The organism is Pseudomonas sp. MNR3A (genome assembly GCF_009650575.1).
Classification (GTDB): Bacteria; Pseudomonadota; Gammaproteobacteria; order Pseudomonadales; family Pseudomonadaceae; genus Aquipseudomonas; species Aquipseudomonas machongensis.
The window spans coordinates 14317-36328 of sequence record NZ_VZZS01000034.1; the positions used below are offsets into that span (position 1 = coordinate 14317).

General features: G+C 59.6%; 16 protein-coding genes. 14 read left to right on the forward strand and 2 right to left on the reverse strand.

Annotation, left to right across the window (positions count from 1 at the left end; all coding sequences use genetic code 11):
- Positions 1–62 precede the first annotated feature (62 nt).
- Complete coding sequence (locus tag F6X62_RS22640; RefSeq protein ID WP_153774766.1) at positions 63–2663, reverse strand: autotransporter outer membrane beta-barrel domain-containing protein; 2601 nt, start codon at positions 2661–2663, stop codon at positions 63–65.
- A 242-nt stretch (positions 2664–2905) separates the two neighbouring features.
- Between F6X62_RS22640 and F6X62_RS22645 the strand changes: the two genes are divergently transcribed.
- Positions 2906–4876, forward strand: a complete 1971-nt coding sequence (locus tag F6X62_RS22645; protein ID WP_153774767.1) for a hypothetical protein — start codon at positions 2906–2908, stop codon at positions 4874–4876.
- Positions 4877–4934: 58 nt separating this feature from the next.
- Positions 4935–5282 carry a hypothetical protein gene (locus tag F6X62_RS22650; protein WP_153774768.1) on the forward strand — a complete coding sequence of 116 codons (348 nt, stop codon included), beginning with the start codon at positions 4935–4937 and terminating at the stop codon, positions 5280–5282.
- A 67-nt stretch (positions 5283–5349) separates the two neighbouring features.
- Here the strand turns inward: F6X62_RS22650 and norR are convergent, their stop codons facing one another.
- Positions 5350–6903 carry a nitric oxide reductase transcriptional regulator NorR gene (norR, locus tag F6X62_RS22655; RefSeq protein ID WP_153774769.1) on the reverse strand — a complete coding sequence of 518 codons (1554 nt, stop codon included), beginning with the start codon at positions 6901–6903 and terminating at the stop codon, positions 5350–5352.
- Positions 6904–7134: 231 nt separating this feature from the next.
- Here norR and F6X62_RS22660 point away from each other — a divergent pair, with 231 nt between their 5' ends.
- From F6X62_RS22660 to F6X62_RS22715, 12 genes are all read left to right on the forward strand, one after another.
- The gene (locus F6X62_RS22660; RefSeq protein WP_153774770.1) at positions 7135–8961 is read left to right on the forward strand and encodes a hypothetical protein; all 1827 of its coding nucleotides are present in this window, start codon (positions 7135–7137) and stop codon (positions 8959–8961) included.
- Positions 8962–9178: 217 nt separating this feature from the next.
- On the forward strand, positions 9179–10357 hold the full coding sequence (gene hmpA, locus F6X62_RS22665) for an NO-inducible flavohemoprotein (protein ID WP_153774771.1): 1179 nt from the start codon (positions 9179–9181) through the stop codon (positions 10355–10357).
- Positions 10358–10708: 351 nt separating this feature from the next.
- On the forward strand, positions 10709–11215 hold the full coding sequence (locus F6X62_RS22670; protein WP_054892511.1) for a disulfide bond formation protein B: 507 nt from the start codon (positions 10709–10711) through the stop codon (positions 11213–11215).
- Positions 11216–11771: 556 nt separating this feature from the next.
- Positions 11772–12716 carry a ubiquinol oxidase subunit II gene (gene cyoA / locus F6X62_RS22675; protein ID WP_054892512.1) on the forward strand — a complete coding sequence of 315 codons (945 nt, stop codon included), beginning with the start codon at positions 11772–11774 and terminating at the stop codon, positions 12714–12716.
- A gap of 3 nt (positions 12717–12719) precedes the next feature.
- Positions 12720–14738 (forward strand): cytochrome o ubiquinol oxidase subunit I, encoded by a 2019-nt coding sequence (gene cyoB / locus F6X62_RS22680; protein ID WP_063546100.1) that lies wholly within the window; start codon positions 12720–12722, stop codon positions 14736–14738.
- A gap of 3 nt (positions 14739–14741) precedes the next feature.
- Positions 14742–15365, forward strand: coding sequence for a cytochrome o ubiquinol oxidase subunit III (locus tag F6X62_RS22685; protein WP_054892514.1), 624 nt, complete (start codon positions 14742–14744; stop codon positions 15363–15365).
- Positions 15365–15697 carry a cytochrome o ubiquinol oxidase subunit IV gene (gene cyoD / locus F6X62_RS22690; RefSeq protein ID WP_054892515.1) on the forward strand — a complete coding sequence of 111 codons (333 nt, stop codon included), beginning with the start codon at positions 15365–15367 and terminating at the stop codon, positions 15695–15697. Before F6X62_RS22685 ends, cyoD begins: the two co-directional genes overlap by 1 nt.
- A gap of 11 nt (positions 15698–15708) precedes the next feature.
- Complete coding sequence (gene cyoE, locus F6X62_RS22695) at positions 15709–16596, forward strand: heme o synthase (protein ID WP_054892516.1); 888 nt, start codon at positions 15709–15711, stop codon at positions 16594–16596.
- 120 nt (positions 16597–16716) lie between these two features.
- A complete protein-coding gene (locus tag F6X62_RS22700; RefSeq protein WP_153774772.1) occupies positions 16717–17844 on the forward strand; it encodes a hypothetical protein in 1128 nt (375 codons plus the stop codon).
- Between the two features lie 162 nt (positions 17845–18006).
- Complete coding sequence (alaC, locus tag F6X62_RS22705; protein WP_054892518.1) at positions 18007–19215, forward strand: alanine transaminase; 1209 nt, start codon at positions 18007–18009, stop codon at positions 19213–19215.
- A 198-nt stretch (positions 19216–19413) separates the two neighbouring features.
- Positions 19414–19797 carry a YkgJ family cysteine cluster protein gene (locus F6X62_RS22710; RefSeq protein ID WP_054892519.1) on the forward strand — a complete coding sequence of 128 codons (384 nt, stop codon included), beginning with the start codon at positions 19414–19416 and terminating at the stop codon, positions 19795–19797.
- Between the two features lie 311 nt (positions 19798–20108).
- A partial coding sequence (locus F6X62_RS22715) for an autotransporter-associated beta strand repeat-containing protein (protein ID WP_178117585.1) occupies positions 20109–22012 on the forward strand: 1904 nt, incomplete at its 3' end.

Below are 22012 nucleotides of genomic sequence, written 5' to 3' on the forward strand. Positions count from 1 at the left end.
GGTAATTCCCTTGGGGGCCAGGAAAAATCCTACAGCGACCACTGGTTTCGCATTAAAGAGCCTCACCAGCTGAAGCGTACCCCTATGTTCACGCCCCAAGGCTGCTCGATGTTCTTGCCGTTGCTGTAGTCGAAGTCCGCATGGGCCTGCAGTGCTCCACTGAGCGTGGCAGCTATACCTACGCCAAGCTCTGCGCGTCCACCGGACAGGTCGTCATGGAAGGTGGCGTTGTTTACCTTGATTTTATTGTTGCGAGCGAATTCGCGTACGGCTGCGACTTTGACGTAGGGCTGGACGAAACCTCCGGATTCCAGTGGCAGCGTGCGCCCCAGGTGGGTACCCACCTTGCCGAGCAGCGAGTTCGCTTTGTTGTTTCTGGCACGCAGGTCATTGTCGAGACTGTAGTTCTCACCGTCGACCCACAAGGCAGACACCTGCGTATAGGGTTCGACGAACCAGTTGTCGGCGAGCTTGATGTGGCGGCCGGCTTCTACCGAGCCTCCCATGCCGTAGTTGGAATAGTCGCCTTTGGCCTTCTCGCCATCGTTCATGCGAACGTCTGCTTTGTTTTCGAAGCGGTTGGCCTTGAGTACGGCATCGACATAGTAGCCGTCGTCGGTCAGCCAGGTGCTGTAGAGGCCCAGGTAATAGCTGTTGACACGACCATTGCTGCCCAGGCGCATGCTCAGTTCAGAATCGCTGTAGCCGCCCATCACACCGACCAGCCATTGCCCATTCTGGCTGGGCAGGGCGGTGTCCGCGCCAATCGATATGCCTTGCTGGGTCTGCTGGTAATCGACCTGATCGGCCGTCGAGATCCGGTAACGATTCGCATAGCTGCGTGCCCATACCCCGCCCTGATTGCCGCCTTGGCGCAACTCACCCAGGCGGCTGCGCAGCGTGCTCAGCTCCCCATACCAGACCGTTGGCGCTGCACTGAACACGGCGATGGCTGTTTGCGCGCTGGGCGAGATGATCGGCGTCTGGGCTTGCACCAGATACCAGTCGGTATCACGTTGCTCCAGAAGGTAGGAGTAGGCGCCGACATCCACGGTGCCGGTTTGGCTGAGAACGGCGAAGCGCGCATCTCCTCCTTCGGTATGCACGACACGTTGCGGCAAATCGCCCTGTACGGGCTCGGCACCGGTATTCTGGATCAGAAGCCCGTGCTGCCCTTGAGCCTGCCCCTGGATATTCACCAGATCGCTCAGGTGCCCTGCCAGGTCGGTACCCAGAACGAAGGTGCCCGAGCCCTGAAGGCTGGTGGCCGTCAAGGTGTGGAAGGGGCCCTGAGCGGGGCGCAGGTCGACGGTTCCACCGTTGAGGGTCAGGGCTCCGACACTTGAATCATCGATCACGGCCAAGCGGGATGAAGCATCCAGCGTGGTCTGGGAGGCATTGCGCACGGTACCGGTGAACAGCGAGCCGTTGGTCAGGTTCAGCACACCGGGTGTTTGCGCATCCTGGATCATCTCGCCGGTCATGCGGCTGTTGTCAAGCGACACGCTGGCTGCATTGCTGACCGTACCGTCCAGTGTCGAGGCGTTGCGCAGGACGACTTCGGTCTGACTTCCTGCCGCAGAGATGACGTTTCCACTCACGCTGCTGGCATCCAGGCTCAGGCTGCGCACGTTGTTGATATTGCCATTGAAACGCGAGCCGGCTGCCAAATCCGCGGTTGCGCTCGAGCCTAGGGGCTGGTTCAAGTTGCCGTCGACTGAGCTGGCGTCGAGTTGCAAGCTGCTGAGGTTGTTCAAGTCGCCTGTCAATTGTGCGGCGTTGATCATCCTTAGATCGGCGAGCCCACCTTGGGCAACTTGGATATTGCCCGTCAGCGTGCTCGCGTCGATCAAAATGTCTGCCTGAGCCACCCTGCCTGCCAGGTCGCCTGGTAATCCCACCTCGATCAGGGTCTGGTTGGCGGCAATCAGCGTCGATCCATTCGCGATGACGATCTCGGCGGACATGGCTTGAGCGCTCTGGTTGCTGACCACGATTGCACTGCCGTCCTGCGATGTCAGGCTGGAATTGTCCAACTCCAGGCGTGGCGCTGTATTGTCGCCCCCCGAACCGAATAGGCCTGCGCCACGATTGGTGCCCGTGGCGTTGCTGTTACGCAGGATCGCCTCGCCACCGACCAGCGTGATGCCCAGTCCATTACCCGCCACTGTACTGCCAACCACCCCTGAACCGATGATCGTCGAGTCGATGAGCGTAGCGCTGCTACCTCCCGACACGTTGAGGCCTCGGCCTGTGCCTGAAATCGTGGAGTTGGTCACCAGCACCGTCGAGCCCGGGGCTACGGCGCCTACTCCTCTGATGACCGAAAGACCTGTATCGCCCGTCGAACTCAAAGTGGAGTCCTTGATTGTTCCCGTGGACTCGGTGAGCACCACACCTCGTTGTGCGCCGCCTGTTACCGACGCTCCGTCCAAGGTCACCGTGGAGCCGGGTAGCGCAACGACACTCAACGTGGCGCCGCCAGGCGTCACCGAGAGTGCTGCGGCGTTAAGGGTCCAGGTTTCGGGGGGAGAGCCCGCACCGACTGTCGCGCTGCTGCCCGGCGCCAGACTCGCCGCCAGGGATAAAGGACTGATTGCAAGAAGCAGCAAGACCGATGGCGAGCGATAAGAAACGTGCTTTTCGATACAGTCCTTCCTCATGTGACTAGCTCCCTAGGTGCATGCATGAGTGCCCAATCCTTTGCAGCGATGCCGTGGCGTTACTGTAGACCACGTTGCGTTTTGTGCACCTGTTAAATTTGCTAGGTTACAGACGAGGCTCGCTTCATCAATATGGATCTCGCAAGTCATCCCGACGCCCTGCCATGGCGCTGTTGAGGTTTTCCGTCGGCTTAATATTGATGGTGCTTGATCCATATCAAGCACGTGCGAGAGGAATCTTTATGAACAGTAAAGTCACGATTGCTACCACCAGTAGAAAACACAGCGGTATTCGCATTCTCGCGTTGCCGGAATTGACCGTTCCCGCGCGTGATGCCACGCGCGGAATTATTCCCATTATTGAACTTGATAACGACTTGGAGGTGAAGGTTCCCAAAAGTAGCGATCTACGACCAGGTGACTTTATTCGCTTGTTCAACGCCGGAACCTGGTTCGGCGATGAATTGGAAATTACTCAGGCGGATCTCGATGACCCCACGCTCACCGAGTTCACGTTAATTTATCCTCAGAGTGAATTCCCCGCGCCAGGAACTGATGTCACCGTTGCACTGGACTACGGTATCTATGATCCCTTTTCCGAAAATGGGCAGCCCTCTCAGCGTGTAGTGAATACCCGTTTTGACCGTCGGGCAGCGGGAGGTGCGCAGTTACCGCCCATTGCCTTCACCGAGGAGCAACTTAGTGGTATTACCGAAGCGGATATGGTTGCTGATGTGCTGCCACTTGTAATTAGCCCCTATCACTACGGCGAAGCCGAAGACAAGATAGAACTTTGGCTGGGCACCTCTGCCGATGAAAGCTCCGGTACTTGGTTGGTGCCCACATTCGAGGTCACCAATCCCACCTTGAATGTGCGCGTAGAAATTACTCGCCAAGAGCTGGAAGACGCGGGAGATGGTCTGCGCTACTTTGCTTATCGCGTCACTGATTGGGCAGGCAACATCAGTGGGATTTCAAGCACCACTCCAATCGAGGTGTTCCTCCAGTTGCCTGCGTTGGATGCACCACTTGTACCGGAAGCCGACGATGGGCTGATCACCTACAATGATGCCAATCCCAGCGTCGGCGTCGCTATCCCCACCTATGACGGCGCCTCGGCGGGCGATTCTATCGTACTGAGCTGGGGGGCAGCGAGATTGGCGCCCTATGTCCTCACTCCAGCCGATGCGATCAACGATCCGCTGGTCACCCTGGAAGTGCCATATGCGATCGTCAGGCAGGAAGGCGATGGCAACATCAACGTCCGGTACCAGATGAGCCGCGCAGGGCAGCCCCCGATTACCTCTGGCGATACTCCTGTAGAGGTGAATCTGACCACCCCTGGCGGACCTGACCCCGACCCGAATCCGGAGCTGCCGGAGCACGGGAACATCAAGGCGCCAACGATCAAATGCGGGACCAGCCCTGATAACACGATCACGCCGGGAGATTTTGGCAAAGATGCCGTGGCCATCATCACGCGTCCAGGCGTTGACAACAAGCCGATCTGGCTGGTGGATGATGTGATTCAGTTGCACTGGCAGAATATTTCCAATCCGGAACTTACGCCCGTTACCGTCACGGTGAGCAATGAGCCGGCGAATATCAATTACCCGATTCCGTTCACCGGTGTTATCGATCAAACCGGATCTGGCGAGTTCGATGTGTACTTTACCCTCACTCGGGAATTACCTGCCAGTCCCAACCCTGTACCGGTAACGGTTCGTTCGCCGATTCAGCGTGTCAGAGTGACTGCCGGTGCTGAATTACCGGGCGATGGTAACCCGCTGAATCAGGCAAGTTTCCCTGATGCAAACTCGCGGAATATCATCACGCGCGCTGTCGGTATGGCAGGCACCGTGTTCCGTATTCCATTGGCCGGTGTCTCCAATATCGAACTGACGAAGAATCCAAGGGTAAGCTACGATTTCGTGGGTATCGAGACACCGTTAAACCAGGTGACTCCGCCACCACCGCCTTTCACACCGATCGAAGCATCGCGTATCAAGATGGCGGGTGTTGCCCTGACACAGAGTGACTTGGACACTGGTTATATTGATGTGCCGCTGCCGTACAGCCTCACGTACTATATCTGTCGAAATGGGGCCATTGTCGATTACACCATCGAAAACGATATCGGCCCAACTCAAGCCAGCCAAGGATATGTCTATTTTGCGCTGAATCAGGGGGGCGGGACCTGCACACTGCCTTGAGCTAAGCGCGGTGACTGTTTCTTCCCAATACAGCATTCATTGTAAGGTTGAATACGAAATGAACCAGATTTTAAAGATAGCTCCCCTGCCACCGATCAACTTCACCGACGATCAGCGCCAAGGGATTACAGACGAACTTTTGCAAGACGACAAGTTGTGGGTGAAAATCAACCCTTATTTTGGCGGCCAATCCGGCGATACGGTCGAGTTGTGGCTGGGCGATAGCCAGAATTCTGGGCGTTATTTGCAACCCGTCTATACCGTCGATGATCCTGCCGAGTTTACCGAGGTGGCATTTACGCGTGCCGAATTGCTTGAGCACAACCAAACACGCGCCTTTTTCGGATACCGCATCAACGAGAGGGAGCGGTCGTCGCTGGTCGGTATCAACATCGACCTGAGTTAACGCCCAACCTATGATGCAGGATGATCGTGTCCGGCCGCCGCTGCGTCCGGACGCGATCATCCGTGTATCAGCGTACCCCCAGTCGGCGCGCCAGCCGGCTCAAGTTGGCGCGGTCGATACCTAGTTCCCGAGCGGCCGCGGCCCAATTGTCTTCATGGCGCAACAGACACTCCTCTATGAGCTGACGCTGATAGGTGTCCATCGCTTCGCGCAGCCCCCCTTCAGGCAATGGCAACGCTTTTATCCCCGCGATATCAGGTGAGTGATCCTTGATGGCTGACGCAATGTGCAGGTCCAGGTCGACTGCGTCCAGGGTGAGTATGCGTGGACGTTGTGGATGCCGACCCAACGCCTTGAGCGCGGAGCGGCCAATGAGGTGCTCCAGTTCGCGTACGTTGCCTGGCCAGTCGTAGGCCAGCAACGCTGCCTGGGCCTCTGCGCTCAAACGCAGGCTGTCCAGGCCCAGCCGGGAGCGATTCTGCTCGAGGAAGAAACCGGCGAGCAGCAGTACGTCTCTGCCTCGCTCGCGCAACGGCGGTACCTGTAGCGGGTAAACGCTGAGGCGATGGTAGAGATCGGCGCGAAAATGCCCGTTGCGCACCTCGCTGGCGAGGTCTCGGTTAGTGGCGGCGATCAGGCGCACATCGACCCTGTGTTCTTGATCCGAACCCAGGCGCTGCAACTGGCCGCTTTGCAGAACCCTCAGCAGTTTGGCCTGCACTGACAGAGGCAGTTCGCCCACCTCATCGAGAAACAGCGTTGCGCCGTCGGCCAGTTCGAACTTGCCACGGCGCTCACTGTGCGCGCCGGTGAAGGCGCCTTTGACGTGACCGAACAGCTCGCTTTCCACCAAGGCTTCGGGAAGTGCGGCGCAGTTGAGGCTGACCAGCGGTTTGTCCGCACGTTTGCTGGCCTGGTGCAGCGCCAGTGCGACCAGTTCCTTGCCGACACCCGTCTGCCCGGTGACCAATACGGTCAGGTCGCTGCCCGCCACCAGGCGAATTTCTTCCAGCAAGTGCTTGTGCGCAGGGCTTTGGCCAATCAGTTCCCTGTGCTGATCGTTGACCTGTCGATAGACCTCGGCGCGTTGTTGCTCGGTTTCCACGCGCAAGGCCAGGTTCTCGATGCGTTCGGCCACGGTCACAGTGGCGGCAGCCAGGCTGGCGAAGGCCTGCAAGGCATCCAGTTCAAGGCTCTGGAACTGGCCCGGAGTAAGGGCATCGAGTGTCAGCAAACCCCATGGGCGCTCGTCGACCATCAGCGTGCAGCCCATGCAGTCGTGAACCTCCAGGCCTGCTTCGAAGGTGTTGACCAGCCCATCGTAGGGGTCTGGTAGTTCGGAGTCGCTGGCAAAGCGAGTCGGCTGCGATCGGCTTAGCAATATCTGGAAGCGAGGGTGTTCGCTGACCTTGAAGCGACGCCCCAGGGTGTCTGTGGATAAACCGTCGACGGCAAGCGGTACCAGCCACTCGCCATCCAGGCGCAGCAAGGCAGCGGCATCGCAGGGCAGCAAGCTGCGCATGGCTTGCAACAGACGGCGATAGCGCTCCTGGTCAGGCAGGTCGCGAGAGAGGTCGCTGACCAAGGGGAGGAGGGCGGTGAGCAGGGGTTTTGCGAACATGCGGGCGTCCTGGAGCGGCGTCTGGGGCATACGGTCGCGAGTTGTCTGCTTGACGTCAAGATCTGCCTGCCGCGTGACATGAGGTTACTCGGCATTCTTACCTGGTAAATCTGTCAGGTTACGCCCTCGTCGGTAGTGGATAGAGTTGGACGACACCTTATGCCACCCGTCCCGTCTGACGGGTAAGGCAACGGCTGGGTATCCTTTCAATCGGGCGAAGGTATTTTTCCAATGACCAAACAAGAGATATTTCTCAGCAAATTTCCTGTTTCAACCATGGCAGATGCATTGCACCCACTGGTTATCACGGATATGGACTCTGGTGGCCTACCGCGCGATGGCTTGGGTTGGAGTGAGTTGTTCGATCCTACCCGCGTCGTGTCGATGTCAGCCAAACTGCCGGACGTCGTTCGAGTGGGCGATGAAGTCAGCCTTTTCTGGACATCTGTCAAACCTTCCACGCAACCACCTCAAGCCCCGCCGACAGAGGAGCCGGTGCAGTTCTACCTATTGGATGCAGAAACCGAGGCGCGGGGCTGGTTGAGCTTTGGCGTGGTACGCGATGACCTGAATCTACCGGTAGACGATGATATTCCTTACCCATACTTCGGTTACTTCTTCTATAGGCTGTATGACCCGCTCGCCGATGAAACACGCTACTCGGAGTATCGGGAGGTGCTGATCGATCTTCGTGTGCCTGGAGGGCTCGATCCCAGGCCAGGATCTCCGGCCAATGAAAACCTTGTCGCGCCTATAGTGACGCCCTCCACGATCGACTCCCCTACCACCCCCGTGAGGGTTACGATCGAGGCATGGGATTTCATGCAGCCGGATGACCAGATCACACTGGTCTGGAACGGTGCTCGTCATGTCGGGAACCGCCTGGTCGCGGGTGATGTGGGTAAGCCATGGGTGATCAACGTTCCCGCTGAGTTGATCAGGGAGGGTGGGAGCGGTGAAAACCTGCTGGTGTATTACGAAATCCGTGATCGGGTGCAGAACTACTCGCGTCCCTCCCCGCCTACTTACGTGAAGGTCGAAGACCCCAACGCACTCGAGGCCCCTGAAGTGGAGGGAGCGGAGAATCCACCCTACAAATTGGACCTGGCAGCGTTGGACGGTGACGATGTGACCATCTACCTACCTGACTACGAGGGGTACGCGAGAGGGGATTCCGTCACCATGCACTGGGTTGGGCTAAGTGCCGAAGCCGATGGTAAGCAGGTGCCGTATGATTGGCCGGCCAGAACGATCAATGGGACCAGGGACAAGATCTTCATTCTGCCGTATATCTACGCGGCCCTCGTGGTGAACGGTCTCGCTACCGTGTATTACGAGTCCACACCTGCTGCCGGCGGTAATGCCAGACCCTCACGTCGGCGCTCGATCATCATCGTCGGTGAGGGCATTGCGTTGCAGCCCCCGGTTCTGCTCGAAGCGGTAGGTGACGAGATCGATCTGACCAGCCTGAGCGCCGAGGAGGTCCATGTGCGAGTGCCCGTTTACCCAGGGCAACGGGCAGGGGATGTAGTTACGCTGTTCTGGACTGGCAAGGTCGGTAACGGCGGTGGCATGACCTGGCAAACCGACCTGACGGTTCCCGTCGGTGGCGAAAAAGTCGAGCTTGTGTTCGAGGTGTCGTTGCCTTACCTGAGCCCATTGGTCGACGGTACCCTCACCTTGAGTTATTCGGTGCATACCCCCGAGTTCGATATCAGGCGATCCTCGCCCGAGAACGTCTACAACGTTGTGGACAGTGGGGCAGCCAATTTGCCGGCACCGACCTGCGCCCAGGTAGAAGGCAGTGGTGCCGGTGCGTCGATGCCCTCGGGTACCGAGAATGCAATCATCGAGATCCCGGAAAGTGCAAGTCTGCGTGTGAACGATGCAGTCACGCTGCATTGGGAAGCGGCTTCTGGGGGTACCCCGCCAGCTTACACCGAGACCAAGACGTTCACGGGATTCCCATTCAGCTTCACTGTGGGCAACGCGGTGATCAAGTCTTTTGAAGATTTTGATGTGTCGGTGACCTACTCGGTTCAGCGAGCTGCTGCGTGATCGATGTGTCATGAGGGGCGGGCCGTTGAGCCAGTGATCACTCACAGGCTCAACGGCTTGGTCATTTTGACTATTGCAGTCATTATGACTTCAATTGATTCAGGTCATATTGACTTCATTGATATCAAGTTGTTGATTTAAAAGAATTTAATTGTTGGCATTGTAATTGCGATTGGCTGGGTAGTCATTCGAAGCCCGAAGCTCAGGAGTCACTGCAATGCTCAATGCCGACCAACGTGCAATCATCAAGGCTACCGTCCCGCTGCTCGAGAGCGGTGGCGAGGCGCTGACCACTCACTTCTACAAGATGATGCTCAGCGAGTATCCCGAAGTGCGTCCGCTGTTCAACCAGGCGCATCAGGCCAGCGGTGACCAGCCTCGTGCGCTGGCCAACGGCGTGCTCATGTATGCCCGTCATATCGACCGGCTGGAACAACTGGGTGGCCTGGTTGGCCAGATCATCAACAAGCATGTGGCCTTGCAGATCCTGCCCGAACATTACCCGATCGTTGGCAGTTGCCTGCTGCGTGCCATCGAGGAAGTGCTGGGCAAGGACATCGCCACCCCGGAAGTGATCGCTGCCTGGGGCGCGGCCTATGGCCAGCTGGCCGATATTCTTATCGGTGCCGAAGAGGGCCTGTACAAGGCCAAGGAAGAGGCTGACGGCGGCTGGCGTGGTGCCCGGGATTTTCGTGTGGTGCGTCGTGAGCAGGAAAGCAGCGAGATCGTCTCGTTCTACTTCGCCCCCATCGATGGCAAGCCGGTACTCAAGGCCGAGCCTGGTCAGTACATCGGCCTGCAGTTGTTTATCGACGGTGCCGAACAGCGCCGCAACTATTCGCTCTCGGCATTGTGCGATGGCGAACAGTACCGCATCAGTGTCAAGCGCGAGGCCGGGGGCAAGGTGTCGAACCATCTGCACGATCAACTGCAGGTCGGCGACACGCTCAAGCTGTTCCCGCCGTCTGGCGACTTCACCCTGGCACCTGGCGACAAGCCGCTGGTGCTGATCAGTGGGGGTGTCGGCATCACCCCGACCCTGGCGATGCTCGAGGCTGCGCTGAAGACCGAGCGTCCGGTGCACTTCATCCACTGCGCACGCAACGGTTCGGTGCATGCTTTCCGTGACTGGATCGACAGCCTGGCGGCGCAGCATCCGCAACTGCAACGCTTCTATTGCTATGCCGAGGACGACGGCAGCCGTGACGCCAATGCGGTCGGCCTGCTGACCCAGGATCTGCTGGCCGAGTGGCTGCCGCGAGCGCGTGACGTGGATGCCTACTTCCTTGGACCAAAGGGCTTCATGGCGGCGATCCGTCGTCACCTCAAGGCCCTGGGTATTCCGGATGCGCAGAGCCGCTACGAGTTCTTCGGGCCGGCGGCTGCTCTGGAATGATCTACTGACCAGGCTGGCGTCTTCGCGGGCAAGCCCGCGAAGGGGTTGGCCTGTCCATATATAAGGAAGGATGAACAGCGCCCCTCAGCTTTCATCTTTAATCCTCCTTTAATCACTGTATCCTTCACTCCCGGGTGTCGAGGGGCTGGTCCCTGCGCGACGCCCGGGCAGCCGCTTTTTTTACCGGCCAAGGTTGAACCGATGTTGCCAACGCCGGTCACAGCATCTCCGGATAGCCCTGCGCAGCGCTGTCTCGCCGCTTCCTCGACACGCTAAGAGACCATCCCTGCGTGTAGACTTGCGCCCAGGCAGGCGGAACACGCTGCCACCTATCCATCCAAGGAATCGGCAATGAATGAACAAACCCTGCGCCTGAATCGGGAACGGCGCTTCCTCGTGCTGCTGGGGGTAATCTGCCTCTCGCTGATCGGCGGCGCGCTGTACATGCAGGTCGTGCTGGGCGAGGCACCTTGCCCGCTATGCATCCTGCAGCGCTATGCCTTGCTGCTGATCGCGCTGTTCGCGTTCATTGCCGCAGCCATGCCCGGACGACGGAGCCTGACCTTCTTCGAGGCGTTGGTCGTGCTCAGCGCAATTGGCGGAATCGTTGCGGCCGGCAACCATGTGTATATACTCGCCAACCCGTACGCCAGTTGCGGCGTCGATGTACTGCAGCCGATAGTCGACGACCTGCCCCTGGCGCGGCTCTGGCCCCTGGCATTCCAGGTCGACGGTTTCTGCACCACACCGTACCCGCCCATCCTGGGTCTGTCGCTGGCGCAATGGGCGCTGGTGGCGTTCGTCCTCACTGCCATCCTGGTGCCGCTGGGCATCTATCGGAATCGGCGCCGGGCTTAGACAAAAGTCCCGATTTGATGCAGGTCTATTGCACGGTGAGATAACCGGCAAAATTTCCCCAGAGACTGATCCTGATCAACGTTGAGCCCTTGTAATACAAGGGTTTCAGGGCTATCAAGCCGGGTGCGACAAACTGTCGCGAAGTTGATTTTTCAGGTAGGATTATTACAAATCCTGTAAAAGACTGTTGCTCAATAAGTCATAGTCAAGGGGGGGCGACCTATCTACAATCGCCCCCAATTTCCGTTCGGCACTGCTTGCGAGTCGCAGGATTGAAGGAAGCCCCAGCGCTCCTTTTGCTGACTTCGACAAGTTTCGCCCAACGGCGATCCGGGCGGACACCCCTCCGCGTTTTCCCGCACCAAATGGAATTGGTCTGAAGTACAGGCCTTTAGCCTAAGAAAACCCCAAGCTCGTCCATACGCTCAACGCCCAGATCCAGCAGTCGGATCCCAGGCAGGCGCGGGTTCGAGCTCGAAATGCTAACGCTTGGCAGGACGAAGTGTTGGCGAACAAAACACATTGCATTGAAGCAAGCTGATCTAGAGGTCGTGAGATGAGTAAAAAGCGTTACCCCAGACTGTTTGGCATATTGCCCTTTTTAGGCATGCTTTTACTCAGTGGGTGCAACTGGACCCTGCTCGACCCGAAGGGCCAGGTCGGCATTGAGCAAAAGAACCTGATCCTCATCGCTACCGGCCTGATGCTGCTGGTCGTGGTGCCAGTCATCATCATGACCCTGGTCTTCGCCTGGAAGTACCGCGCTTCCAACAAGGCTGCCACCTACACCCCCGACTGGTCGCACTCGACCAAGATCGAAGCTGCGGTGTGGATCATCCCGATCCTGATCATCATCGCCCTGGGCTACGTCACCTACCACTCCACCCACAAGCTCGACCCTTATCGTCCGCTGGATTCCGATGTGAAGCCGGTGCAGATCGACGTGGTCGCCCTGGACTGGAAATGGCTGTTCATCTACCCGGAGCAGGGCATTGCCACGGTCAACAAGATCGTCTTCCCGGCTAACACTCCGGTGAACTTCCGCGTGACCTCCGACGCCGTGATGAACTCGTTCTTCATCCCTGCGCTGGGCGGCCAGATCTACGCGATGGCCGGCATGACCACCAAGCTGCACCTGATCGCCAACGAAAATGGCGAGTTCGACGGTATCTCCGCGAACTACAGCGGTGCTGGCTTCACCGGTATGAAATTCAAGGCAACCGCCACTTCGCAAGCCGACTTCGATGCATGGGTCGCGCAAGTGAAGGCTTCGCCGAAGAAGCTGGACAAGGCCGAATACGACGCCTTGGCCAAACCAAGCGAAAACAACCCAGTCGAGCTGTACAGCGAGGCTTCGCCTGACACGTTCCAGCTCATCGTCGACAAGTACGAAGGCATGAACCGTGGTCGTCCGAGCCACGAAGAAGCAGGCAGCAAAGACCTGGCCACTACCAAGGGTGTGGAAACGAGTATGCAACCAGCTGCCGGTGCAGAGGAGTAAGAGATGTTCGGTAAATTAAGCCTGGAGGCGATTCCCTATCACGAGCCGATAGTCATGGTGACGCTTGCCATTGTCGCGCTCGGGGGCCTCGCCGTCGTTGGTGCCCTCACCTATTTCCGCAAGTGGTCCTACTTGTGGACCGAGTGGCTGACCACGGTCGACCACAAGAAGATCGGGGTGATGTACATCATCGTCGCGATGGTCATGCTGCTGCGCGGCTTCGCCGACGCCATCATGATGCGTACCCAGTTGGCTGCCGCGACCGGCGGCTCCGAAGGCTACCTGCCGCCTGAACACTATGACCAGATCTTCACCGCCCACGGTGTGATCATGATCATCTTCATGGCGATGCCGTTCTTCACCGGCCTGATGAACCTGGCCCTGCCTCTGCAGATCGGTGCACGTGACGTTGCCTTCCCGTTCCTGAACTCCCTGAGCTTCTACCTGCTGCTGGCAGGCGTGCTGCTGGTCAACATCTCCCTGGGCGTCGGCGAATTCGCCAAGACCGGTTGGGTTGCCTATCCGCCACTGTCGGGGATCCAGTACAGTCCGGGCGTAGGGGTTGACTACTACATCTGGGCGCTACAGCTATCAGGCTTGGGTACGACACTCACAGGCGTGAACTTCCTGGTCACCGTCCTGAAGATGCGCGCACCTGGCATGAAGCTGATGGACATGCCGATCTTCACCTGGACCTGCACCTGGGCCAACGTGCTGATCGTCGCTTCCTTCCCGATCCTGACCGCCGCACTCGCCCTGCTGACCGTTGACCGTTATCTGGACTTCCACATCTTCACCAACGAGCTTGGTGGGAACCCGATGATGTACGTCAACCTGTTCTGGGCCTGGGGTCACCCTGAGGTGTACATCCTGATCCTGCCGGCGTTCGGCGTGTTCTCGGAAGTCACCTCGACCTTCTCCAGCAAGCGTCTGTTCGGCCACCACGCGATGATCTACGCATCGGGTGCCATTGCCGTACTGGGCTTCGCGGTCTGGCTGCACCACTTCTTCACCATGGGTGCAGGCGCCAGCGTCAACACCTTCTTCGGCCTGGCGACGATGCTGATCTCCATTCCGACCGGTGTGAAGCTGTTCAACTGGCTGTTCACCATGTACCAGGGTCGCGTGCGTTTCACTCCGCCGATGCTCTGGACCCTGGGCTTCATGGTCACCTTCTCCATTGGTGGCATGACCGGCGTACTGCTGGCCGTTCCAGGTGCTGACTTCGTGCTGCACAACAGCCTGTTCGTTATCGCCCACTTCCACAACGTGATCATCGGCGGTGCGGTGTTCGGCTACATTGCCGGCTTCGCCTTCTGGTTCCCGAAAGCCTTCGGTTTCACCCTCAACGAGAAGTGGGGCAAGGCGGCATTCTGGTTCTGGCTGTCCGGTTTCTACGTGGCCTTCATGCCGCTGTACGCGCTGGGCTTCATGGGCATGACCCGTCGTCTGAACCACTCCGACAACCCACTGTGGGAACCCTACCTGTACGTGGCCGTGGTCGGTGCGGTGCTGATCCTGTTCGGTATCGCCTGCCAGCTGATCCAGCTGTACGTATCGGTTCGCGACCGTAACCAGAACCTGGACGTCACCGGCGATCCATGGGGTGGCCGTACCCTGGAATGGTCGACTTCGTCGCCACCTCCGTTCTACAACTTCGCCCACATGCCCGAGAAGGTCGGCCTGGACGCCTGGCAAGAAGCCAAGGAAGCCGGTGTCGCCTACAAGGTGCCGGCCAAGTACGAAGCGATCCACATGCCGAACAACACCGCTACCGGTCTGTTCATGGGTCTGTTCCTGACCATCTTCGGCTTCGCTTTCATCTGGCACATCTGGTGGCTGGTGGGTGCGAGCCTGGTAGCAACCATCGCGGTCTTCGTTCGCCACGCTGCGCGTGACGACCAGGGCTACATGGTCCCTGCCGAAGAAGTGGCGCGCATCGAAGGCGAACGCCAGCGGGCCCTGCAGCTTGCCGGTGTACCTACCGGTGGCGCACGTGTCGAAACCTTTGAACGGGTGTAATCAATGTCCAGTCAAGTAATTCACGGCGATGCACATGGTCACGACCATGGGCACGACGATCACCACCACGACTCGGGCCAGATGACCGTCTTCGGTTTCTGGCTGTACCTGATGACCGACTGCATCCTGTTTGCGTCGCTCTTCGCCACCTACGCGGTGCTGTCCGGCAGTTTTGCCGGCGGCCCGTCGGGTCATGACATCTTCCAGCTCGACTTCGTGCTGGTCGAAACCGCATTCCTGCTGCTGTCCTCGATCACCTTCGGCTTCGCCATGCTGAAGATGTTCGCCGGTAACAAGGCAGGCGTACTGGGCTGGTTGGCAGTGACCTTCCTGTTCGGTGCAGGCTTCATCGCGATGGAAATCTACGAGTTCCATCACCTGATCGTTGAAGGCTACGGCCCGCAGCGCAGTGGCTTCCTGTCGGCGTTCTTCGCGCTGGTCGGTACCCACGGCCTGCACGTGACCTCGGGTCTGATCTGGATGGCCATCCTGATGTACCAGATCAACAAGCACGGCATCACGCCGACTGCCAAGACCCGCATGAGCTGCCTGAGCCTGTTCTGGCACTTCCTGGACGTGGTCTGGATCTGCGTCTTCACCGTCGTCTACCTGCTGGGGGTTCTGTAATGGCTAACGCACACGACACTCACCACGAAGGTAACCACGGCAGCGTGAAGTCCTACATGATCGGCTTCATCCTGTCGATCATCCTGACCGCGATCCCGTTCGGCCTGGTGATGTATCCGACCCTGCCGAAGAACCTGACCGTCCTGATCGTGGTGGCCATGGCCGTCATCCAGGTCGTGGTGCACCTGGTGTACTTCCTGCACATGGACCGCTCGAAAGAGCAGCGTTCCACTGTCTCGACGTTCCTGTTCACCGCTCTGGTAATCGCACTGCTGGTAGGCCTGTCGCTGTGGATCATGTTCAGCATCCACTACGAAATGTTGGCCAAGTGAGGTAAGACTGCATGTCCGTGAAGCACTTTATCCAAATCACCAAACCGGGGATCATTTTCGGTAACGTGCTTTCCGTGGCAGGCGGTTTCTTCCTTGCCGCGAAGGGCCATGTGGACTTCGCCCTGTTCCTGGCGGTGGTGGTAGGTACTTCGCTCGTGGTTGCGTCCGGTTGCGTGTTCAACAACTGCATCGACCGTGACATCGACCAGAAGATGGAACGTACCAAGAACCGCGTCATGGTCCAGGGCGGCATGTCGCTGCCCCTCGCACTGATCTACGCCACCCTGCTTGGGGTGGCGGGCTTCAGCCTGCTGTATGTCCAGGCCAACCCGCTGTCGGCGTTCTGCGCGCTGATCGGCTTCGTGGTCTACGTCGGCTTCTACAGCCTGTGGCTCAAGCGCAAATCGGTGCACGGCACCCTGGTCGGCAGCCTGTCCGGTGCCATGCCTCCGGTGATCGGCTATTGCGCAGTGAGCAACAGCTTCGACCTGGCAGCGGTTACGCTGCTGGTGATGTTCAGCTTGTGGCAGATGCCGCACAGCTTTGCCATCGCCATCTTCCGCTTCAAGGATTACAGCGCTGCCAACATCCCGGTCCTGCCGGTGGCTCGCGGTATCCTGGCGGCGAAGAAGCAGATCGTGCTGTACGTGCTGGCCTTCGTGCTCGCCACGCTGATGCTGACGCTGGGTGGGTACGCCGGTCTGGGTTACCTTGCCGTTGCGGCTGCCATGGGTCTGTACTGGTTGTACATGGCCTGGGGTGGCTACAAGGCCGAGGACGACAGCAAGTGGGCACGCAAGGTGTTCGGCTTCTCCATCCTGACCGTTACCGCGCTGAGCGTGATGATGTCGGTGGACAGCCAGACCGCTGCCGACGTGCTGATGACCTACGCACGCTGAAGCCTTCGCGTTTTACAAGAACCCGGCCTTTGGCCGGGTTTTTTGTTGGCAGATTTTCCGTCTGCGTGCAGGCGTTCGAACACACTAGTTTGGGCCTCCAAACCATCAGGAGGCATTCAAATGAGTGTTTTTACCGTCTATTTCTGTGGCACCGGGTCCCATCGTTTCGATGACAAGAACCCCAACTTCTGGAATGGTGAGCTGATCGCCACGCTGGCGAGCAATCACTCCGGCAGGGAATTCGTCGATTGGATCACAGTCGATGGCCCAGGCAGTGGCAATCTGCAGGACGATGCCCTGTTCGTCGATGACGGCGACTACTACAAAGTGACCGGCACCCTGTTCGGCAAGGGTTGGGATGAGAATGTGCAGCACGCCCTGCAGGTCATCAAGGGCAAGAGTACCTGGGCCCGCACCAAGCTCACCGAGCAGCAATACCAGAACCTGAAGAGTGCAGGCATTCCCATTCCTGATGCCGAGGCCGGCGGCTCGTGGTTCTGGCGCACTTACGACTACGGCGATCGCGCGGTGACTCCTCAGGCCTTGCAGGAGCAGTTGATCAAGCAACTGCGCAAACCGCTGATCCCGACCACGGTCAACCTGGTGGGGTGGAGCAGGGGCGGAATCAGTTGTCACATGCTTGCCAACGCCATGGCGCAAGACCCGGAGCTGTGCGATGTAAAGGTCAACATCTTTGCCATCGATCCGGTGCCCGGCGTGGGTAACGTGCAGTCTGAGCGTGTGCAACTGGGAGCCAACGTGAAGGAGTACGTGGGGTTCTACGCACGAGACGAGCGATCCAAAGGTTTCGCCTGTGTGGTGCCTGTCACTGCATACGGTACGCGTATGAGCGTTCTCCCGATGCCGGGCCGTCATGCAACGCTGGTGGGCAATGCTTCGATAGACGGCGCAGGTTCCGGCAAGGCACTGCCTGAACCGGGGATGATCGTGCGGCACTTCGCCGAGGTTTGCCTGAAGCGTTGGGGTGTAACGCTGGACAAGTGTCTGGATTTGAGCGATGCCGCGCTGATGACCTATCACAAGACCATCGACGCGAACGATGAGCTCTACCGCGCCATGCGCAAGAAGTCCTATACCGTACTGACCGAAGGCACTGCCGATGAACGTATGGTTCACCGCGGCAGCATTGCCACGGAGTTCACCCAGGTGCGTGGCGAGCACATGGACCCCAGCGATGGGTTGAGCATCCAGCGCTTCGACTTGAACGCCTACAAGGCTTTGCGCTGAGTTACACGCTTACCCGCCAACGAGCGAGTCTCGCTGGCGGGCTGCCAATCTGTCGGTAGCCCCTTTACAACGCCAGGGCAACCAGACTATTTTCTGCCTCGGCCACCGCAGTGGCCAACGTCGCTCGGACGGTTCCGGGCGCTTACGTCTCTTGAGGAAAGCATGGCCAACCCAGGTTCGCCGCGCCGCTTTGCGCGCATCGATCGTCTCCCCCCCTACGTCTTCAACATCACTGCCGAGCTCAAGATGGCGGCACGCCGTCGCGGCGAAGACATCATCGACCTGAGCATGGGCAACCCGGATGGCGCGACTCCGCCACATATCGTCGAGAAGCTGGTGCAGGTCGCCCAGCGTGAAGATACCCACGGCTACTCCACCTCGCGCGGCATCCCGCGCCTGCGCCGCGCCATCTCCAACTGGTACAAGGAACGCTACGAGGTCGAGATCGACCCGGACAGCGAAGCCATCGTCACCATCGGCTCGAAAGAGGGCCTCGCGCACCTGATGCTCGCCACCCTCGACCATGGCGACACGGTGCTGGTGCCCAACCCAAGCTACCCGATTCACATCTACGGGGCGGTGATTGCCGGTGCTCAGGTTCGCTCGGTGCCGCTGGTACCGGGAGTGGACTTCTTCAATGAGCTGGAGCGGGCGATCCGCGAATCGATCCCCAAGCCGAAGATGATGATCCTGGGCTTCCCATCCAACCCGACTGCGCAGTGCGTGGAGTTGGACTTCTTCGAGCGTGTGGTCGCCCTGGCCAAGCAGTACGACGTGCTGGTGGTGCACGACCTCGCTTACGCCGACATCGTCTATGACGGCTGGAAGGCCCCCTCGATCATGCAGGTGCCCGGCGCCAAGGATATCGCGGTGGAATTCTTCACCCTGTCCAAGAGCTACAACATGGCGGGCTGGCGGATCGGTTTCATGGTCGGTAACCCCGAGCTGGTCAGCGCCCTGGCGCGGATCAAGAGCTACCACGACTACGGCACCTTCACTCCGCTGCAAGTGGCGGCGATCGCTGCGCTGGAAGGCGACCAGCAGTGTGTGCGCGACATCGCGGAGCAGTACCGGCAGCGCCGCAACCTGTTGGTCAAGGGGCTGCATGAGCTGGGCTGGATGGTCGAGAACCCGAAAGCCTCGATGTACGTCTGGGCCAAGATCCCCGAAGCTTATGCGCACCTCGGCTCGCTGGAGTTCTCCAAGAAGTTGCTGGCCGAGGCCAAGGTCTGTGTCTCGCCCGGTATCGGTTTCGGCGACTATGGCGATGACCATGTGCGTTTTGCCCTGATCGAAAACCAGGATCGCATCCGCCAGGCCATCCGCGGCATTCGTCAGATGTTCCGCGCCGACGGCCTGACCAGCAAGTAAGCCCCAGGCTCAAGCCGCAAGCAGGTCTGCGATGGCAGGCCGTTTGCGGCTTTACCTGCCGCTGGCAGCATGGTGCTCGAAGGTCGCGACCAGCGGCCGTCTTTTTTTCATTTCCCCTCTATCCAGCCGCTCGTGCTTGGATTAAAAATGGCGCCGCGAGCGCCCGCTCGATAACAACAACTTCCCTTCCTGGCCATCATGTCCGAACAGAACCCTTGCCTGACCTGCGGCGCCTGCTGCGGCTACTTTCGTGTGTCTTTCTTCTGGGGTGAATGCCAGTCTTCGGGCGGGTTGGTGCCCGACGATCTGGTGGTGCAGATCAATCCGACCCGCGTGGCGATGATCGGCACAGACGCCAAGCCTTGCCGCTGTATCAGCCTGGACGGCGAGATCGGCAACAAGGTCGGGTGCACCATCTACGAGAATCGTTCCACCCCCTGCCGCGAGTTCGACGCTTCATGGGAGAACGGGGTGCACAATCCCAGCTGTGATGACGCCCGTGCCGCCTATGGCCTACCACCACTGACACCTCCCGGTGCCAACGAGCCGCACTGGCCTGACGATGGGGCAGAGGTCGCGTGAAAGTGAACGGCCGGATCATTTGCGAAACGGCCAAGCCCATCACGTTTTGCCTGCCGGACACGACCGTTCGTCGGTTGGATCCAAGCGGCGCACCGCTGCAGCCCGCGAAATACGGGCTGCCTTGAAAAAGTATTAACACCATTTGACCGCCCCGGCGGAGCCTCACGCCTGCTCGCCAGCGGCTACACATTCCCAACAAGGAATCATGTAGCCATTGGTCAGGTGTTTCGTCGTCGCGTGTTCGACTAGCCGGCAACATTGCAGTGCGCGCGTTCAAGGACCGAACCACCTGATCCACGAAGGAGCTCTCCGTGGACAGAAGCGTCGCCTCCGTTTTGCCTACCCGTCTCTCCCATTTGTCGCTCGCTGTGAGCCTGGCTGTCGGAGGGCTGGCCTTCGGTCTTTCGAGCGAGCAGGCCCTGGCCGTGTGCAGCGCGGCCGGGTCCATCATCACTTGCAGCGGTGCTGCCAACCCGCTGGCGCCGAGCTATACCAATGGCGGTAGCGGCCTGACGGTCAACGTGAACCCTGGCGCCAGCCTGGGTACCCTGCTGGGCGTGGGAGGCACGTCGCTGTCGCTGTCGGGCAACAACAATACGTTGAACAACTCCGGCACCATCGACCCTACGTTGCTGGGGTTGTTGAGCATCCAGTCCAGTGCTGTGCTGATCGGCAATACTGGTACCGGCAGCACGCTCAACATCAACAACAGTGCCACGGGGGTGATCAAGGGCACGGGTGCCTTGCTTGGCGCCAACCTTCTTAACCTGACAGGCATGGCGCTGGACGCGCGCAATGGTTTGGGCGGTACCACTACCATCACCAACGCCGGCAGCATCGGTTCCTCGGCGTTGCTTGGCCTCACGCTGCTCAGCGAGGACACGCCGGTCATCGCTGTGACCGGCGGGAGTACGGTTAACTTCACCAACACCGGCACCATCCTTGGACGGGCAGCGTTCGAGGCTTCTGCTGCGGGCAACACCTTCACCAACGCCGGCACCTTGACCGGCAGCTTGTCGATGGGGGCCAACAGCACCAACCGCTTCAATGCCATTACCGGTTCGAGTGTCGGTGCCGGGCTTGGTGTCAGCGTTGCACTGCTGGTCACCAGCAATCCCAACCTGGGCTTTGCAGCCGCCGGCAAGATCGATGGCGGTGCCGGTGGCAACAACACCCTGGCCTTGCAGAATGCCATTGGTGGCGGTAGCGGAACCACCGGCTCCGGCACGATCAACGCCAACAACTACATCAACTTCAACCGCCTTATCGTCGACAGCGGCACCTGGAGCCTGATCGGCCAGGTGCTCAACGGCACCACCCAGACCACCCTCAATGGCGGTTTGATCAACTTCGACAATGCCAGCGCCTTTGGTACCGGCGGCATCACCGTCAACGGTGGCGGGCTTGCCGGTACCGTCGCAGGTCTGAGCCTGGCCAACGCCCTGACGCTCAACGCCGGCATCAACGTCGGCGGTGCTACCGACATGACCCTCAATGGGGTCATCTCCGGTGTTGGCGGCTTGACCAAGACTGGCGCCGGCCTGCTCACCCTTGGTGCCACCAACACCTATAGCGGTGGTACCACCCTGGCCGCTGGCGGCCTCAACCTGACCAGCGCTGCGGCGCTCGGCAGTGGTGCGCTCACCGTCAGTGGCGCGGGCAGCCTGCAAGGCAGCGTGCCACTGGTATTGAACAATGCCGTGGCGCTGAACGCGGCGCTGACCTTACCCGGCAGCAACGCCCTGACCCTCGGGGGCGTGCTCAGCGGCACGGGCTCGCTGGTCAAGAGCGGCACCAGTAACCTGACCCTCAACGGCGCCAATACCTTCTCCGGCGGCACCAGCCTCGGCGGCGGCACGCTCACCCTCGGCAACAGCGCTGCCCTGGGCATTGGCGCGCTGACCCTGACCGGCAGCGGCGTGCTGGACACCACGGCCGCCATGACGCTGGCCAACGCGGTCAACCTCGGTGCCAACGCCCTGACCCTGACGGGCAACAACGCCCTTACGCTGGGCGGCGTGATCGCCGGCGCGGGTGGCAGCTTGATCAAGAACGGCGCCGCCGACCTGAACCTGAACGGCACCAACACCTTCAGCGGTGGCACCACGCTCAACGCCGGCAAGCTCACCGTCGGCGCCAATGCCGCGCTCGGCACCGGCGCCCTGACCCTGGGCGGCAATGCTAGCCTCGACGCCAGCACCGCAGTCAGCCTGGG

Bases quoted from the DNA above. Each gene is read 5' to 3' on its own strand.
- F6X62_RS22640 (WP_153774766.1), bottom strand. From the start codon at position 2,663: ATGAGGAAGGACTGTATCGAAAAGCACGTTTCTTATCGCTCGCCATCG.
- F6X62_RS22645 (WP_153774767.1), top strand. From the start codon at position 2,906: ATGAACAGTAAAGTCACGATTGCTACCACCAGTAGAAAACACAGCGGT.
- F6X62_RS22650 (WP_153774768.1), top strand. From the start codon at position 4,935: ATGAACCAGATTTTAAAGATAGCTCCCCTGCCACCGATCAACTTCACC.
- norR (WP_153774769.1), bottom strand. From the start codon at position 6,903: ATGTTCGCAAAACCCCTGCTCACCGCCCTCCTCCCCTTGGTCAGCGAC.
- F6X62_RS22660 (WP_153774770.1), top strand. From the start codon at position 7,135: ATGACCAAACAAGAGATATTTCTCAGCAAATTTCCTGTTTCAACCATG.
- hmpA (WP_153774771.1), top strand. From the start codon at position 9,179: ATGCTCAATGCCGACCAACGTGCAATCATCAAGGCTACCGTCCCGCTG.
- F6X62_RS22670 (WP_054892511.1), top strand. From the start codon at position 10,709: ATGAATGAACAAACCCTGCGCCTGAATCGGGAACGGCGCTTCCTCGTG.
- cyoA (WP_054892512.1), top strand. From the start codon at position 11,772: ATGAGTAAAAAGCGTTACCCCAGACTGTTTGGCATATTGCCCTTTTTA.
- cyoB (WP_063546100.1), top strand. From the start codon at position 12,720: ATGTTCGGTAAATTAAGCCTGGAGGCGATTCCCTATCACGAGCCGATA.
- F6X62_RS22685 (WP_054892514.1), top strand. From the start codon at position 14,742: ATGTCCAGTCAAGTAATTCACGGCGATGCACATGGTCACGACCATGGG.
- cyoD (WP_054892515.1), top strand. From the start codon at position 15,365: ATGGCTAACGCACACGACACTCACCACGAAGGTAACCACGGCAGCGTG.
- cyoE (WP_054892516.1), top strand. From the start codon at position 15,709: ATGTCCGTGAAGCACTTTATCCAAATCACCAAACCGGGGATCATTTTC.
- F6X62_RS22700 (WP_153774772.1), top strand. From the start codon at position 16,717: ATGAGTGTTTTTACCGTCTATTTCTGTGGCACCGGGTCCCATCGTTTC.
- alaC (WP_054892518.1), top strand. From the start codon at position 18,007: ATGGCCAACCCAGGTTCGCCGCGCCGCTTTGCGCGCATCGATCGTCTC.
- F6X62_RS22710 (WP_054892519.1), top strand. From the start codon at position 19,414: ATGTCCGAACAGAACCCTTGCCTGACCTGCGGCGCCTGCTGCGGCTAC.